This is a genomic window from Enterobacter sp. 61D5, assembly GCF_034107965.1.
Taxonomy (GTDB): Bacteria; Pseudomonadota; Gammaproteobacteria; order Enterobacterales; family Enterobacteriaceae; genus Enterobacter; species Enterobacter cloacae_M.
This window is the reverse complement of sequence record NZ_JAWNFK010000006.1, coordinates 395332-409770: the sequence shown is the minus strand read 5'-3', so window position 1 is coordinate 409770 and position 14439 is coordinate 395332. Positions and strand designations below refer to the sequence as shown.

At 55.9% G+C, this 14439-nt stretch carries 15 protein-coding genes; 7 read left to right on the top strand and 8 right to left on the bottom strand.

All coding sequences use genetic code 11. The features are described from left to right. Positions 1–62: 62 nt before the first annotated feature. From UTM25_RS07130 to UTM25_RS07110, 5 genes are all read right to left on the bottom strand, one after another. Complete coding sequence (locus UTM25_RS07130; protein ID WP_008502274.1) at positions 63–935, bottom strand: manganese catalase family protein; 873 nt, start codon at positions 933–935, stop codon at positions 63–65. Between the two features lie 15 nt (positions 936–950). Continuing rightward, positions 951–1457, bottom strand: a complete 507-nt coding sequence (locus tag UTM25_RS07125) for a ferritin-like domain-containing protein (RefSeq protein ID WP_024908416.1) — start codon at positions 1455–1457, stop codon at positions 951–953. 25 nt (positions 1458–1482) lie between these two features. Beyond that, entirely contained in the window at positions 1483–1686 is a 204-nt protein-coding gene (locus tag UTM25_RS07120; RefSeq protein ID WP_194399199.1) for a hypothetical protein, read from the bottom strand. A gap of 23 nt (positions 1687–1709) precedes the next feature. Then, positions 1710–2204, bottom strand: a complete 495-nt coding sequence (locus UTM25_RS07115; RefSeq protein ID WP_023311678.1) for a ferritin-like domain-containing protein — start codon at positions 2202–2204, stop codon at positions 1710–1712. 94 nt (positions 2205–2298) lie between these two features. Continuing rightward, complete coding sequence (locus UTM25_RS07110; protein ID WP_194399200.1) at positions 2299–2484, bottom strand: general stress protein; 186 nt, start codon at positions 2482–2484, stop codon at positions 2299–2301. 528 nt (positions 2485–3012) lie between these two features. On the opposite strand from UTM25_RS07110, the gene UTM25_RS07105 reads away from it, so the two are divergent. Next, positions 3013–4356, top strand: a complete 1344-nt coding sequence (locus tag UTM25_RS07105; protein WP_194399201.1) for a VOC family protein — start codon at positions 3013–3015, stop codon at positions 4354–4356. A 43-nt stretch (positions 4357–4399) separates the two neighbouring features. After that, positions 4400–5905: a carboxylesterase/lipase family protein gene (locus UTM25_RS07100; RefSeq protein WP_320714531.1), complete on the top strand. Its 1506-nt coding sequence runs from the start codon at positions 4400–4402 to the stop codon at positions 5903–5905. Here UTM25_RS07100 and UTM25_RS07095 read toward each other — a convergent pair. After that, positions 5892–6734: a LysR family transcriptional regulator gene (locus UTM25_RS07095; RefSeq protein WP_194399202.1), complete on the bottom strand. Its 843-nt coding sequence runs from the start codon at positions 6732–6734 to the stop codon at positions 5892–5894. The two genes, UTM25_RS07100 and UTM25_RS07095, sit on opposite strands and share 14 nt — an antisense overlap. Positions 6735–6848: 114 nt before the next feature. Between UTM25_RS07095 and UTM25_RS07090 the strand changes: the two genes are divergently transcribed. From UTM25_RS07090 to rimL, 4 genes are all read left to right on the top strand, one after another. Next, positions 6849–8018: a pyridoxal phosphate-dependent aminotransferase gene (locus UTM25_RS07090; RefSeq protein WP_194399203.1), complete on the top strand. Its 1170-nt coding sequence runs from the start codon at positions 6849–6851 to the stop codon at positions 8016–8018. Positions 8019–8040: 22 nt separating this feature from the next. Continuing rightward, a complete protein-coding gene (locus UTM25_RS07085; RefSeq protein ID WP_025756391.1) occupies positions 8041–8814 on the top strand; it encodes a transporter substrate-binding domain-containing protein in 774 nt (257 codons plus the stop codon). A gap of 356 nt (positions 8815–9170) precedes the next feature. Further along, positions 9171–10826, top strand: coding sequence for a glucan biosynthesis protein (locus tag UTM25_RS07080; RefSeq protein ID WP_320714529.1), 1656 nt, complete (start codon positions 9171–9173; stop codon positions 10824–10826). A gap of 45 nt (positions 10827–10871) precedes the next feature. Beyond that, complete coding sequence (rimL, locus tag UTM25_RS07075; protein WP_194399205.1) at positions 10872–11420, top strand: 50S ribosomal protein L7/L12-serine acetyltransferase; 549 nt, start codon at positions 10872–10874, stop codon at positions 11418–11420. Here the strand turns inward: rimL and ydcK are convergent. Further along, on the bottom strand, positions 11415–12395 hold the full coding sequence (gene ydcK, locus UTM25_RS07070; RefSeq protein ID WP_194399206.1) for a YdcK family protein: 981 nt from the start codon (positions 12393–12395) through the stop codon (positions 11415–11417). The two genes, rimL and ydcK, sit on opposite strands and share 6 nt — an antisense overlap. Before the next feature lie 114 nt (positions 12396–12509). On the opposite strand from ydcK, the gene tehB reads away from it, so the two are divergent. After that, positions 12510–13124, top strand: coding sequence for a tellurite resistance methyltransferase TehB (tehB, locus tag UTM25_RS07065; RefSeq protein WP_194399614.1), 615 nt, complete (start codon positions 12510–12512; stop codon positions 13122–13124). Here tehB and pepT read toward each other — a convergent pair. Further along, entirely contained in the window at positions 13121–14350 is a 1230-nt protein-coding gene (pepT, locus tag UTM25_RS07060; protein WP_194399207.1) for a peptidase T, read from the bottom strand. The genes tehB and pepT overlap by 4 nt on opposite strands. Positions 14351–14439: the final 89 nt, after the last annotated feature.

The following is a 14439-nucleotide window of genomic DNA, read 5'->3' as shown; positions in this document are numbered from 1 at the left end:
TACCTCTGAAACGATGGGGCACGAGAATTGCCGGGCAGTTTATGGCTGCCCGGCAAAACCGATTACGGTTTAGTCTTACCGGCACCCAGCTCGGCACCGGTCAGCGGGTCAGAATGTGGATCGGACTTCGTGCGGGCAGACATCGCCTTGACCAGGGTTGCCTGTTCGGTCGTGAGCGTGACGCTTGCGCTGCCATCGCCGCCGTCAACCGCAGGCTGGGGGGACTCAACGTAATCGAAATGTTTATCGCTGTTCCAGCTTCCGCGAACCTCTCCACCTTCAGACATATTGTAGTACTTGTTGGTGAATTCCTCGATTGGCGGCAATTTTCCCGGTGGGAAATTATTACGGATGGACTGCAGCGCCTTCTCAAAGGAGAGCTGATGCGCCGCCTCGCGCGTCATCAGGAAAGCCAGCGCATCCTTTACGCCGGGATCGTCGGTCACGTTGATCAGCCGTTCATAGATGATTTTCGCTCTGGCCTCTGCTGCCACGTTTGAGCGCAGGTCAGCCGTTGGCTCCCCGATGGTGTCGACGTAGGCCGCCGTCCAGGGCACGCCCGCCGAGTTAGTGAGCGGGGTGCCGCCACCGTACAGCAGGGAGGTGATGTGGCTGTCATTGCCGTTTTCGGTCATGGAGCGATACAGCTCGGCCTCGTTTTCCACCCCTTCCGCCAGCGCGCCTTTGGCACCTTTATTCAGCATGCCGACCAGAGTACCGATGATTTCGAGGTGGCTTAGCTCCTCGGTTGCGATATCCATCAGCATATCTTTACGGCCCGGATCGTCATCGCTCAATCCTTGCGTAAAGTACCGGCAGGCGGCAGCCAGTTCGCCCTGTGGCCCACCGAACTGTTCCAGTAAAAGGTTGGCGAGGCCAGGGTTCGGTTCGGCAACGCGAACCGTGTATTGCAGCTGTTTGACGTGTCGGAACATGTTTGTTCTCCCTGATTATTTTTTTGCTTCGACGCCCGATGCGTCTGAACGCAGCAGGAACTGTTCCGTGGTCTGCGGAATATGGCGAATCAGCCAGTCGGCCATTTCGCGTTCTTCCGCCAGAATCGTCTCGATGGCCGGCACCGAGGCGACGTCGCCTGCTTTCTTAGCCGCCGCGAGCAGGGAGGTATAACAGGCTATTTCAAACTGTTCGAAAACATAGCCGCTGATCGAGCCCTTCACGATCTCATCCGACGGGAACATGCCGCCGATGGACTGGCCCAGTGCCGCCATTTTGCTCATCGAATCTTTTAAAACCGAACGAGAAATATCATTACGGTCGAGGATTTCTTCCAGCAATGTAATTTGCCGTTTTGTCTCATTAATATGCTGCTCAATTCTGGCGCGAACATCAGGATAATTATCGATACGGCTGGCCATGGATTCCAGCATAGATTCGGCTTGCTTTTCCATCGCATGGGCATCGCGTAGCCAGTCATGGTAGTGTTCTACGTGATTCATCATTGTATCCTCATTATGGGTTCGCTTATTTGTTCTCACTTTCAGCAGCCTGATCGGCACGCGCGGCACTGTAGCCAGAAAAATGGCCGACAATATTGGCGTAAATACTGATGATAATGACCCATAGCACGCTATTCTTCCACCATATTACAGAGGGGGTAGCGAGAATGAACCATATTATGGCTGCCGCTAAATGGCACCATTTAATTGTCCTGGGACTGGTGCTCATTTTATTTAACCTGTATTATTGCGTCATTTCTGCGCTTTTTGGTTAATATTTCCTACGGCCAGGTCGGTGAGTTTAAGGTCGGTCTCTTTTTCTTCTTCCAGCGTTTCGGCAAGAAGCTTAACGGCTTTTTTATAGCCCAGTTGTTCTGCTAATGTGGCAAGGGTACCGTAGCTGGCAATTTCGTAATGCTCGACTTTTTGCGCGGCGGCAATAAGTGCGGCATCACGTACTTCATTTTTTTCCGTACTTTCGATGACTTCGTTGGCTTCTTCAATTAAGCCTTCCATCGCCACGCACTTCATGCGTTTGATCTTAATACCGTCTTCCTGCTCGACGATCTGGTCAATACGTTCAATCTGACCCTGCGTCTCTTCCAGGTGTGCGGTAAAAGCTGCGCTCAGCTTCTCGCTGGAGGCGGCGCGGGCAAGCTTGCTTAACGCTCGGGTAAGCTGCTTTTCTGCGCTGTAGGTATCCGACAGAAGATGAATAAAGACATCCTCGACGCTTTTCATATTCATAATAATTACGCTCCGGTAAAATAAAGAAAGGGTACTGCGAGCTTTTCAGCCCGCAGCATGCTCTATGGTTTTATTAAAAGCGTATTAAATAAGATCAGGAGTTATCAGATTTACGGCCTCCGCCGTGACTGTTCTGTCCCCCTTTCTTACCCGCTTCAGAAGCGCGTTGCGGATCGTTTTTAAAGTTCCCACCGCTATGCTGGCCACCTTTACGTCCAGCTTCTGATGCTTTTTCACGGTCTTCAGAGAAATTACCGGAACCACCACGATGCTCTGCCATATTAAACCTCATAGTCATATATCGGTTATGTCAGTACAATACGAAAATATTCCGTATCACTCGTCGTTCGAGTAATAACTCTAGTCGCTGTGCGGCATCCGTCAAATGCGTTTTTGCTATTTGCGGTTGCGTTATTTTTAAATATTTGTAAATTTACGCTTCGCTTAAAAGGGAAATATGGAGAGGCAGGAAGGACTTGTAAACAATCATTCAGATTAATCCTAACTTCGAGCTAAAAATTTGAAAGGTGAGGATAAAAATAACGGCGTACTCGAATTGGTTAATTTGCATTCGTGAGATAGCCAAAAATACTCCTTTATAGCTAGAAAGCGGAACCCTAAATAATTATAAGGAAAATCCTGGATAAAAGCGTTGAGGTTTAAAGGGTGGTTCCGTTCGGCGCTGTTCAGGGACCAGTAGCACACGGTTTGACCACTGTCGTCTTAAGATCACAATTCAGAAATTCTTCCCCCCGGAAGGAACGGGTTTCTCTACACTCCAGGTAATATTCACTGGAGGCATGACATCATGGCGAACACCATCACGGCTGATGACATTCGGGAACACTTTTCGCAGGCTATGTCGGCGATGTACCAGCAGGAAGTTCCGCAGTACGGCACCTTGCTTGAACTGGTTGCGGACGTAAACCTGGCGGTTCTGGAAAATAATCCACTTTTACATGAACAACTGGCTAACGCCGATGAGCTTGCGCGCCTGAACGTGGAGCGTCACGGGGCGATCCGCGTCGGCACGGCACAGGAACTTTCAACCCTGCGCCGTATGTTTGCCATTATGGGCATGTACCCGGTCAGCTATTACGATCTCTCTCAGGCGGGGGTGCCCGTCCACTCAACGGCGTTTCGTCCGATAGAGGATGCGGCGCTGTGCCGGAATCCGTTTCGTATCTTTACCTCGCTGCTGCGTCTTGAGCTGATTGAAAACGTCGCGCTGCGCGAGCGTGCCGCGGAGATCCTGTCTCACCGCAACATCTTCACCCCGCGCTGCCTGGAACTGATCGACCTGCACGAGTCGGAAGGGGAGTTTACTGACGCACAGGCCCATGAGTTTGTGCACGAAGCGTTAGAAACCTTCCGCTGGCACCGCCATGCGACGGTCGATCGGGAAACCTATCTGGCGCTGCACAACGAGCACCGTCTGATTGCCGACGTGGTCTGCTTCCCGGGCTGCCACATTAACCATCTCACGCCTCGCACTCTGGACATTGATCGGGTGCAGGAGCTGATGCCGAAGTACGGTATCGAACCAAAAATTCTGATCGAAGGGCCGCCGCGTCGCGAGGTGCCCGTTTTATTGCGTCAAACCAGCTTCAAGGCGCTGGAAGAGCCGGTGCTGTTTGACGGTGAACATAAAGGCACCCACACCGCGCGCTTCGGTGAGATTGAACAGCGCGGCGTGGCGCTGACCCCGAAAGGCCGTGAACTGTACGATAGCCTCCTCGCCCAGGCCGGTACCGGTAAAGATAACCTGACCCATCAGCTGCATCTGCGGGAGATTTTTAACGCCTTCCCGGATAGCGAAATGCTCATGCGCCGTCAGGAGCTGGCTTATTTCCGCTACCGCCTGACGCCAGCCGGGGAAGCGCATCGGCATGCGTTTCGTCCCGGAGACGATCCGCAGCCGCTGATCGAGCGCGGATGGGTGGTTGCCCAGCCCATCACCTACGAAGATTTCCTCCCGGTCAGCGCCGCGGGGATTTTCCAGTCCAACCTCGGGAACGAAACCCAGGCCCGCAGCCACGGTAACGCCAGCCGCGATGCATTTGAAGACGCGCTGGGATGCCCGGTGTATGACGAGTTTACGCTCTACCAGGAGGCTGAAACGCGCAGCAAACAGCGTTGCGGTTTGCTCTGAAATCGTTACTCTGCTGGGGTGTGATGGAAAAATTAAGGTCGTTATGCAAAATCCTTCCGCCCCTGTGGTTGAAACGCGCCAGGGCGCAATGTCTGGTTTAACCGATGAGAACGTCCACGTCTGGTGTGGTATTCCCTACGCCGCGCCGCCCGTGGGGGAGTGGCGCTGGCGCTCGCCCCGGCCGCCTGAACGCTGGGATGGCCTGCGTGAAGCCACGGCATTCTCGCCCTCAAGCTGGCAAAGCAGCGAGTATTGTCAGGAGCTAGGCGGCGGCGATCCGGGCCAATTTTCCGAAGATTGTCTCTACCTTAACGTCTGGTCCCCAACAGAGCGCGCCGAGCCGCTGCCGGTTATGGTCTGGCTGCACGGGGGCGGGTTTACGATTGGTGCCGGAGGCCTGCCGCCGTATAACGGCAAAGCGCTGGCCTCGCGCGGCGTGGTTGTGGTCACGATTAACTACCGTCTCGGCCATCTTGGCTTTTTCGCCCATCCCGCGCTGGAAGGCGAGGAAGGGCGCGTGGTGCATAATTTTGCCCTGCTGGATCAGATCGCCGCGCTCGAATGGGTGCGGGATAACATCGCCGGGTTTGGCGGCGATCCCGCCAATGTGACCCTGTTTGGCGAATCCGCTGGCGCGCGCAGCGTGCTCTCGCTGCTGGCCTCTCCGCTGGCAGCAGGATTGTTCCATAAGGCGATTGTGCAAAGCGGATACACCTTGCCTGACACGCCGCGCGAGCAGGCGCTGCAAAAAGGGGAAGCGCTGGCCGCCCATTTTGGCCTGGAAAATGCGACCGCCGAACAGCTGCGCGCGATCCCACCCGAGGCCTTTTGGCCGCTCAACGCGCCGCTGAACGTCGCCCCGGCGCCTATTGCCGGAGACTGTGTTCTGCCGGAAGCCATGCTGGACGTCTTTTTCGCCGCCCGTCAGCATCCGGTGCCGGTAATGATTGGCTCCAACAGCGATGAGGCCAGCGTGATGGCGGTGTTTGGCATCGATCTCGCCGGACAAATCCAGAAGCTCCGCCGGGAGCGGCGCTTCGGGCTGGGGCTGATTAAGCTGCTCTACCCGGGCGTGAAAGGCGATGAAGAGCTGGGCAGGCAGGTGTGCCGCGACATGGCGTTTACCACCATGGGCTACGTGGTGATGCAGGCCCAGCAGCGCGTGGGTGGGTTGTGCTGGCGTTACTGGTTTGACTATGTCGCCGAAGCGGAACATGCCACGTATATTAACGGCGCCTGGCACGGCAACGAGGTTCCCTACGTCTTCGATACGCTCGGTCAGGTGGAGCCTTCACGTCAGTACGTCAATGAGCGAGATCTGCAGTTTGCTGCCCAGGTGGCGGATTACTGGGTGAGCTTTGCACGTGACGCGGGTCGTCGCGACAGCCTGCCCGGGCCGACGCACTGGCCCGCATGCCGCAAAGGTCGGGACGTTCTGTTACGCATGGGCGTGAATAAACATGCAGGTTTCAGGCTTGAAAACCGCTTTATGCGCGCCCGCATGAGCCTCTTCAGGCGGGTAATGAAGCACCACGTCAGCCTCGATTAAGCAAACAGGCGCGAAACGCCGCGAGACCATTTTCTTCGCCTGGCGTTTCGCGCAGCACCAGCCGGTAGCTTGCGCCAGTTTTTATGCTTGTCTCATAGGGCCGTACCAGCCTTCCCGCGTGAATATCTTCTGCCACCAGCGTTTCGTCGGCGATGGCGACGCCCAGCCCCTGTATGGCGGCCGTAATGGCGAGATCCATCGTGTCGAAGTGTTGATTTTTGTGCATGGCAAAGCCCGGACCTTCCTGTTTCGTCAGCCACAGCGACCAGTCCGTCTTATCCCTTGTGGGGTGAAGGAACGTTAACGAGCCCAGCGCTGCCCCCGCCCGCACCGGGCTTATCACCGGGGTGAGTGCCTCTTCGAACAGCAGATCGCCTGCGCTCATGTGCGTGCCGAACACAATGGCCGCGTCGTAAGATTCGGTTTTGAAATTGACGTTGTGATCGGTGGTGGTGGTCAGCGCGATCTGCAGATCCGGATGCTCGCGCTCCACCTCCAGCAGACGCGGCACCAGCCAGCGCATGGCGCAGGTGGGGGCCTTCAGCCGGATCACCGTGTGCTGGCTGCGGGCCCGATCGGCCACGGACAGCAGTTGCCCGAAAGCGGACTGCATCTCCGGAAGCAGGGCGCTGCCCTGCGGTGAGAGGCGCAGCCCGCGCGCGTGGCGCTCAAAAAGCGGAAAGCCAAACCACGCCTCAAGGGAGGCAATCTTACGGCTCACGGCCCCCTGCGTCAGACACAGTTCGGCGGCGGCATGGGTAAGATTGAGGTGACGCGCGGTGACTAAAAATGCGTCGATGGCATTAAGGGGGAGCGAACGGCGCGACATAAAAACACCTCAGCTATGCATTTTTCTCATGGCTATTATGACAACAAATCGATTGTCCCGACAGCACAGATGTTGTTTGAATAGTTATGCAATGTCCATGAGAAGGGAAAGAGGATGACTTTACGAACGCCTGTGCAAACGCGCTCCAAACTGCCGGATGTGGGAACCACCATTTTTACCGTTATCGGCCAGCTCTCGGCGCAGCATAACGCGATTAACCTTTCTCAGGGCGCACCGAATTTCTCCTGCGACCCGAAGCTGATTGCGGGCGTCACCCGCGCAATGGAGGCGGGGCATAACCAGTACGCGTCGATGACCGGCCTGCAGCCGCTCAAGGAACGTATTGCCGATAAAATTGCCACGCTCTACGGCACGCAGTATGACCCTGCCAGCGAGGTGCTGGTGACCGCCAGCGCCAGCGAAGGGCTCTATTCGGCGATTAGCGGGCTGGTGCACCCGGGCGATGAGGTGATCTACTTTGAGCCGTCCTTTGACAGCTACGCGCCGATTGTCCGTCTGCAGGGGGCAACCCCGATTGCTATCAAGCTCACCGTGCCGGATTTTGCCGTCAACTGGGATGAGGTTCGCGCCGCGATCACGCCGCGCACGCGCATGATCATCATCAATACGCCGCACAACCCGAGCGGCCAGGTCTTCTCCGCCAGTGACCTGCAGCAGCTGGCGGCGCTGACGCGCAATACCGACATCATTATTTTGTCTGACGAAGTGTACGAACACGTCGTTTTTGACGATGAGCCGCACCACGGGATGGCCACGCACCCGCAGTTGGCGGAGCGCAGCGTGATTATTTCCTCTTTCGGAAAAACCTATCACGTCACCGGGTGGCGCGTGGGTTACTGTGTTGCACCGGCGGTACTGATGGACGAGATTTGTAAAGTGCATCAATTTTTAATGTTTTCTGCCGATACGCCAATGCAGCACGCGTTTGCTGAGCATATGGTCGACCCGCAAACCTGGCTGTCGCTGTCGGCGTTTTACCAGCGCAAGCGCGATCTGCTGCACAGCCTGCTGGCCGATTCACCGTTTACGCTGCTGCCGAGCGCTGGATCGTTCTTCATGCTGGCGGACTACAGCCAGTTCAGCGACGAGCGCGACAGCGAGCTGGTGAAGAGCCTGATCGTTGAGTACGGCGTTGCGACCATTCCACTGTCGGCGTTTTATGCGGACGGTACGGATAATAAATTGATTCGTCTCTCTTTTGCGAAAGATGAGGCGACATTACGGGCAGGTGCCCAGGCCCTGTGTCGGGTTAAACCACGCTGAGATAGGCTCTGAGGAGTTGTAGATGAAATTACGCGCGTTAGTTGTCGGCATGGGATTGCTGTGTACTTTTTCTTCCTTCGCGGCTACCGAGCTGCGTTACGGGCTGGAAGCGGAATATCCGCCGTTTGAGAGCCGCAATGCGGCGGGCGAACTGGAAGGGTTTGACGTTGAACTGGGGAATGCCATCTGCAAAGCGGCAGCGCTGAAGTGCAGCTGGGTTGAAACCTCCTTTGATGCGCTGATCCCGGGCCTGGTGGCGAAGAAATTTGACGCCATCAATTCGGCGATGAACATCACCGAGCAGCGCCGCAAGAGCATTGATTTTACCCAGCCGATCTACCGTATTCCGTCGCAGCTGGTCGGCAAGGCCGGTACGGCGGTTGAGGCAACGCCAGAAGGGCTGAAGGGCAAAACCATCGGCGTGCTGCAGGGATCCATCCAGGAAACCTATGCCAAAGAGCACTGGGAAAAACAGGGTGTCACCGTGGTGTCTTATAAAGATCAGAATATGGCCTGGGGCGATCTGCTGAATGGCCGTATCGACGCCTCGCTGGTCATGTCCGCGGCCGGGCAGGCAGGTTTCCTCAGCAAGCCGCAGGGGAAAGGGTTTGGCTTCATCGGCAAACCGGTGTCTGACGACACTATCCTCGGCAGCGGGATCGGTTTTGGGTTGCGTAAGGGTGACGAGGCCACCAAAAAGCAGCTTGATGCCGCGATCGATAAAGTACGTGCCGACGGTACGATCGCTAAACTCGCTGATAAGTACTTCCCGGGTATCGATGTCAGCGTAAAATAACCACCTCATTAGCCCCGTCAACTGATGTCCTGACGGGGCATTTTTAATACACTTCATCCTTCAAGCTGCCTCTGCGTTGGCTACGTCTGTTCACCCCAGTCACTTACTTAAGTAAGCTCCTGGGGATTCTCAGACTTGCCGCCTTGATCCAGCATGAATGATTTTGTGTATTTACTGTTTTTTACACCACTTTCGGGCCGTTCTGGTCGACAGAAAATATTTCTCACTTTGTTCATATAATAACCGGCCAACAATTGGATTCTTAACCATTTTTGTTTAGGCTGTGCGTTCTTTCTTGCCGTCATTTCGCCGAGCGCGAAACACATTCACACGACCATAAGGACGTTTTTCCAGGCATGAATCGCAGACGTTTTCTAAAAGGCTCGCTGGCAGTGGCAGCCCTGAGCGGCACATCTGGCCTTGCTTCCCTGTTTTCCAAAGCGGCATACGCTGCCGACTCTGATATTGCTGACGGCCAGAGCCGTCGCTTCGACTTCTCCGTACTGCAATCCATGGCGCATGACCTGGCGAAAACCCCGTGGGGTGGCGCGCCGCGTCCGCTGCCGGACACGCTGGCAACCATGACGCCGCAGGCGTACAACGCCATCCGCTACGATGAAAAACAGTCACTGTGGAACAACATTGAAGGGCGTCAGCTGGACGTGCAGTTCTTCCATATGGGGATGGGGTTCCGCCGCCGCGTGCGGATGTTCTCGCTGGACCAGTCGACCTCTATGGCGCGCGAGATCCACTTCCGTCCGGAGCTGTTCAGCTACGGCGAAACGGGTGTGGATACCAAACAACTGGAAGGGCAAAGCGATCTTGGCTTTGCGGGCTTCCGCGCCTTTAAGGCGCCTGAGCTGGCGCGTCGCGATATTGTCTCTTTCCTGGGCGCGAGCTATTTCCGCGCGGTGGATGACACATACCAGTACGGCCTTTCCGCGCGCGGTCTGGCGTTAGACACCTTTACCGACACGCCGGAAGAGTTCCCGGACTTTACCGCCTTCTGGTTTGAAACCGTCAAGCCCGGCGACACGACTTTTACCGTCTACACGCTGCTGGACAGCCCGAGCATCACCGGCGCCTATAAATTCGTGATCCACTGCGAGAAGAGCCAGGTGATTATGGAGGTGGAAAACCATCTCTATGCGCGTAAGGACATCAAGCAGCTCGGCATCGCGCCGATGACCAGCATGTTCAGCTGCGGCAATAACGAACGCCGCATGTGTGACACTATTCACCCGCAAATTCATGACTCCGACCGCCTGGCAATGTGGCGCGGCAACGGGGAGTGGATCTGTCGTCCACTGAACAACCCGCAGAAGCTGCAGTTTAATGCCTATATGGACAAAAACCCAAAAGGGTTCGGTCTGCTGCAGCTCGATCGCGATTTCTCGCACTATCAGGACGTGATGGGCTGGTATAACAAACGCCCGAGCCTGTGGGTTGAACCGCGTAATGACTGGGGTAAAGGCGCGGTTGGCCTGATGGAGATCCCGACCACCGGCGAAACGCTGGATAACGTGGTCTGCTTCTGGCAGCCGGAAAAAGCGGTGAAGGGGGGCGACGAGCTGGACTTTAAATATCGTCTGTACTGGAGCGCCAAGCCGCCGGTACGCTCTCCGCTGGCTAATGTCTTCGCCACCCGTACCGGCATGGGCGGCTTCCCGGAAGGCTGGGCACCGGGCGAAAATTACCCGAAAGTGTGGGCCCGTCGCTTTGCTATCGACTTCGTCGGTGGCGACCTCAAGGCCGCTGCGCCAAAAGGCATCGAACCGGTGATTACGCTCTCCAGCGGTGAAGCGAAGCAGGTTGAGATCCTCTACGTTGAGCCGTTTGACGGCTATCGCATCCTGTTTGACTGGTACCCAACCTCGGATTCGACGGAGCCGGTGGATATGCGCCTGTTCCTGCGCTGCCAGGGCGATGCCATCAGTGAAACCTGGCTGTACCAGTATTTCCCGCCAGCGCCGGATAAACGTAACTACGTTGACGACCGGATAATGCGTTAACGATCGATTCCCTCTCCCTTCGGGAGAGGGTTAGGGTGAGGGGCAATGACCGCAGCAAAATCCGAAATTATCCCGGTATCTGACGCTCTCGAGCTTCGCGCCGTCGAAGAGCGCTACGCCGCCGATCTGCATAATCTCGTCGTCAAAAACAAAACCTTTCTGCAAACCGCCTTTGACTGGGCGCAGCACGTGGGCAGCGAGGACGATACCCGCCGCAACGTGCAAAGTAACCAGATGCTGCACCAGCGCGGCTACGCCAAAATGTTTTTGATATTTAAGAGTGATGAACTGGTCGGCGTGCTGTCTTTCAATACGATTGAGCCTGCTAACAAAGCCGGGTACATCGGCTACTGGCTGGATGAAGGCCATCAGGGGCAGGGCATTCTTTCCCGGTCACTGCAGGCGTTTATGCGCTATTACGTCGAACGCGGGGAAATCCGCCGTTTTGTGATCAAGTGTCGGGTGGCGAATCAGCACAGCAACAGCGTTGCCGTGCGTAACGGTTTTACTCTGGAAGGCTGCCTGCGGGAAGCGGAATACCTGAATGGCCGCTTTGACGATGTGAACATCTACGGGAAGATCTGCGCCCTATAACGCCCCCAGCAGCGGGGTGCGGGTGATGCGCTGGTCGCCGTTAATCACCTTTTCGCCGCGCAGGTGAATGCTCTCCCCGGCAAACGCTTCAATGACCGCATCATCGGTGATTTCAACCCGGTGCTCAATGAGCACATCTCCGCTGATCCGCGCGCGTCCCTGGATCACCACCTTATCGTCCAGCATGATCGGCCCGCCGCGCAGCCATGCCTGACCGCCAATCAGAACGTGGTGCTTGATGACGCAGTTTCCCTCCACCACTGCATTCTCCGCAATCTGAGAGCTGTAGCGCACCGTCGGAATGGCATCCTCGTCAAAACCGGCAATCACGCGGGCGTTGCCATAGACCTTTGCGCAGTCGCAGACCCAGACGTTATTTAAGTCGTTACCTTCGAGGATTGCGTTGTCGAATATTTCGGCGCGGTGCTCAACAAAGGCAAAATTCACCATCGCCTCGCCGTAGATTTGCGCCTGGTGAACAATGCGTGACCGGCTGACGGTCGCCTTATCGTAGATTTGCAGGATCTGGTCATGGTCCGGCGTCAGACCTTTGGCGGCAATGATAACGCTGTTGTGCAGAACGCGGGCATCGCCGTAGAGATGGCATTCGCCCCGCACGCAGGAGTGCTGAATAGTGACGTTGTCACTTATTCGCGCCCCGTGGCTTACCTCCGCGCCGTCCAGCCAGCAGCTGCCGCTGATATGCGCATCGTGGCTAACGATGCACGGCAGGGTAAGTCGCGCGTTGCCGGACACGACGGCACCGGCGAACACCACGCTGTTTTCGTCGTAGATCCAACAGTCCCCGTCCTGCGCGAGGGCGCGCTCATCGTCAACCCAGCCGCCTTTGGTTCCGGCCGTCACGTCGTTAAAATCCACTGTCGCGATAATCTGCCGCAGCGTGACGGAGCGGGTAGTGTCGCCGTTTTTCCATTGCCAGAGGCGTGTTTCGTCGCTAAGGCGATATTTGTTCATCTTTAGGTCTCTGATAAGCGTCTTAACTAAACGTAGCAAATTTTTCGGTTTTCGAACGACTGGCAACCAGACGGTAAACGCCTTAAAATGGCATTCAGAATGCACTTTCAGATTATGCAGGTTCAGGAAAAAATAATGACCGTCGACGAGAATTACTTCACAGAGAAATATGGCTTAACCCGCACCCATTCAGAGGTGCTGTTCAGTGCGGCAAAGATTAAACCGGGTAAAACCCTGGATCTGGGCTGCGGCAATGGCCGCAACAGCCTTTATCTGGCGGCCAACGGCTACGATGTGACCGCGTGGGACAAGAACCCGATGAGCATCGACAATATCGAGCGCATCAAGGCTGAAGAAGGGATCGATAACCTCCGCACGGCGATTAAAGATCTCAACAACCTGAGCTTTGACGGCGAGTACGATTTCATTCTCTCCACCGTGGTGCTGATGTTCCTGGAGTCAAAAACCATCCCGGGACTTATCGCCAACATGCAGCGCTGCACCAAACCCGGCGGCTACAACCTGATTGTTGCCGCGATGGACACGGCGGATTACCCGTGCACCGTCGGCTTCCCGTTTGCGTTTAAAAGCGGCGAGCTGAGCAACTACTATGAAGCCTGGGAGTTGCTCAAATACAACGAAGACGTTGGCGAACTGCACCGCACCGATGAAAACGGTAACCGCATTAAGCTGCGCTTTGCCACCCTGCTCGCACGTAAGCCCGCTTAACGCGCGGCCAGCAGGCAGATCTGCAGCGCAGTGTTGTAAGACGCCTCGAACGATGACAGCGGCAGGAATTCAAACTTCGAGTGGAAGTTATGCGCGCCGGTGAAGAAGTTCGGCGTGAGCAGCCCTTTTGCCGAGAGCGCCGCGCCGTCGGTGCCGCCGCGCATCGGCGTCGGTTTCGGCGTGATGCCGAGCGAGTCCATCGCCTCAAACATCAGGTCGATGGCGCGTCGGTCTTCGCCAATCGCATTGCTGATATTGCTGTAGGTATCTTCAATGCGATAGTCCACCCTGGCCGTTGGATGTTGGGCGGCAACCAGCGCGGCAACGTCGGCAATCTGCTGCTTGCGGGCGGCAAAGTTATCCTTGTCAAAGTCGCGGATATTGGCCTTCAGAATAGCCTCGTTCTGCCCGGCCTGAATGCCGTTAAACCAGATATAGCCTTCACGCCCCTCGGTGCACTCCGGCGTTTGCTGGCGGTCAAAATGGTTGATGTAGTCAGTCGCCATCAGCAGGGGATTCACCAGCACGCCTTTGGCGGACATCGGGTGCGCCGTTACGCCGGTAAAGCGGATCTCCGCGGCTGCCGCATTAAAGTTCTCATAGACAATTTCCCCCAGTTCGCAGCAGTCGATGGTCCAGGCGAAGTCGACGTCAAAGCGCTTAAGGTCCAGCGCCTTGGCACCGTTCAGGCCGATCTCTTCGTCAGGCACAAACGCCACGACGATATCCCCGTGCTGATGTTCCGCCGTCAGGTTTTCCAGCACCGTCATGACCACCGTGACCGCCGATTTATTATCCGCGCCCAATACGCTGGTTCCGTCGCTGAAAATAATCTCCTCATTCGCATACGCCAGAATTTCAGGGTGCTCGTTAACCCGCAGCCAAATGTCTTTCTCTTTATTCAGACAGAGATCTTCACCGGTAAAGGTTAATATTTGTGGATGAATATCCGGTGATAATCCCACGTCCACGGTATCAATATGGGTAATAAAGCCGATGCGCGGCGCGCCGGGCACATTGCCTTTTTTTACCGCCGTTACCGTGGCGAATTCATCAATAACAATATCGTCTAACCCCAGCTGTGCCAGCTCCTGCGCCAGCTCCCGCGCCATGTCGTGCTGGCCCGGCGTTGAGGGCAGGGTTTTAACTTTGGGATCGCTCTGGCTGGCGATCGCGAGATAGCGGAAAAAACGGTGCGTTAATTGTCTGGAAAGCGGCGAGCCCATAGTGATTTGTTCCTTATTTATTTTTCGGGTGTTTGCCACATCACTTTAATGTTATTTATGAAATGGCAAAAGAATTAATTAGCCGTCGA

Coding starts and splice junctions, on each gene's coding strand:
- UTM25_RS07130 (WP_008502274.1), bottom strand. CDS start 935: ATGTTCCGACACGTCAAACAGCTGCAATACACGGTTCGCGTTGCCGAA.
- UTM25_RS07125 (WP_024908416.1), bottom strand. CDS start 1,457: ATGAATCACGTAGAACACTACCATGACTGGCTACGCGATGCCCATGCG.
- UTM25_RS07120 (WP_194399199.1), bottom strand. CDS start 1,686: ATGAGCACCAGTCCCAGGACAATTAAATGGTGCCATTTAGCGGCAGCC.
- UTM25_RS07115 (WP_023311678.1), bottom strand. CDS start 2,204: ATGAATATGAAAAGCGTCGAGGATGTCTTTATTCATCTTCTGTCGGAT.
- UTM25_RS07110 (WP_194399200.1), bottom strand. CDS start 2,484: ATGGCAGAGCATCGTGGTGGTTCCGGTAATTTCTCTGAAGACCGTGAA.
- UTM25_RS07105 (WP_194399201.1), top strand. CDS start 3,013: ATGGCGAACACCATCACGGCTGATGACATTCGGGAACACTTTTCGCAG.
- UTM25_RS07100 (WP_320714531.1), top strand. CDS start 4,400: ATGCAAAATCCTTCCGCCCCTGTGGTTGAAACGCGCCAGGGCGCAATG.
- UTM25_RS07095 (WP_194399202.1), bottom strand. CDS start 6,734: ATGTCGCGCCGTTCGCTCCCCCTTAATGCCATCGACGCATTTTTAGTC.
- UTM25_RS07090 (WP_194399203.1), top strand. CDS start 6,849: ATGACTTTACGAACGCCTGTGCAAACGCGCTCCAAACTGCCGGATGTG.
- UTM25_RS07085 (WP_025756391.1), top strand. CDS start 8,041: ATGAAATTACGCGCGTTAGTTGTCGGCATGGGATTGCTGTGTACTTTT.
- UTM25_RS07080 (WP_320714529.1), top strand. CDS start 9,171: ATGAATCGCAGACGTTTTCTAAAAGGCTCGCTGGCAGTGGCAGCCCTG.
- rimL (WP_194399205.1), top strand. CDS start 10,872: ATGACCGCAGCAAAATCCGAAATTATCCCGGTATCTGACGCTCTCGAG.
- ydcK (WP_194399206.1), bottom strand. CDS start 12,395: ATGAACAAATATCGCCTTAGCGACGAAACACGCCTCTGGCAATGGAAA.
- tehB (WP_194399614.1), top strand. CDS start 12,510: ATGCAGGTTCAGGAAAAAATAATGACCGTCGACGAGAATTACTTCACA.
- pepT (WP_194399207.1), bottom strand. CDS start 14,350: ATGGGCTCGCCGCTTTCCAGACAATTAACGCACCGTTTTTTCCGCTAT.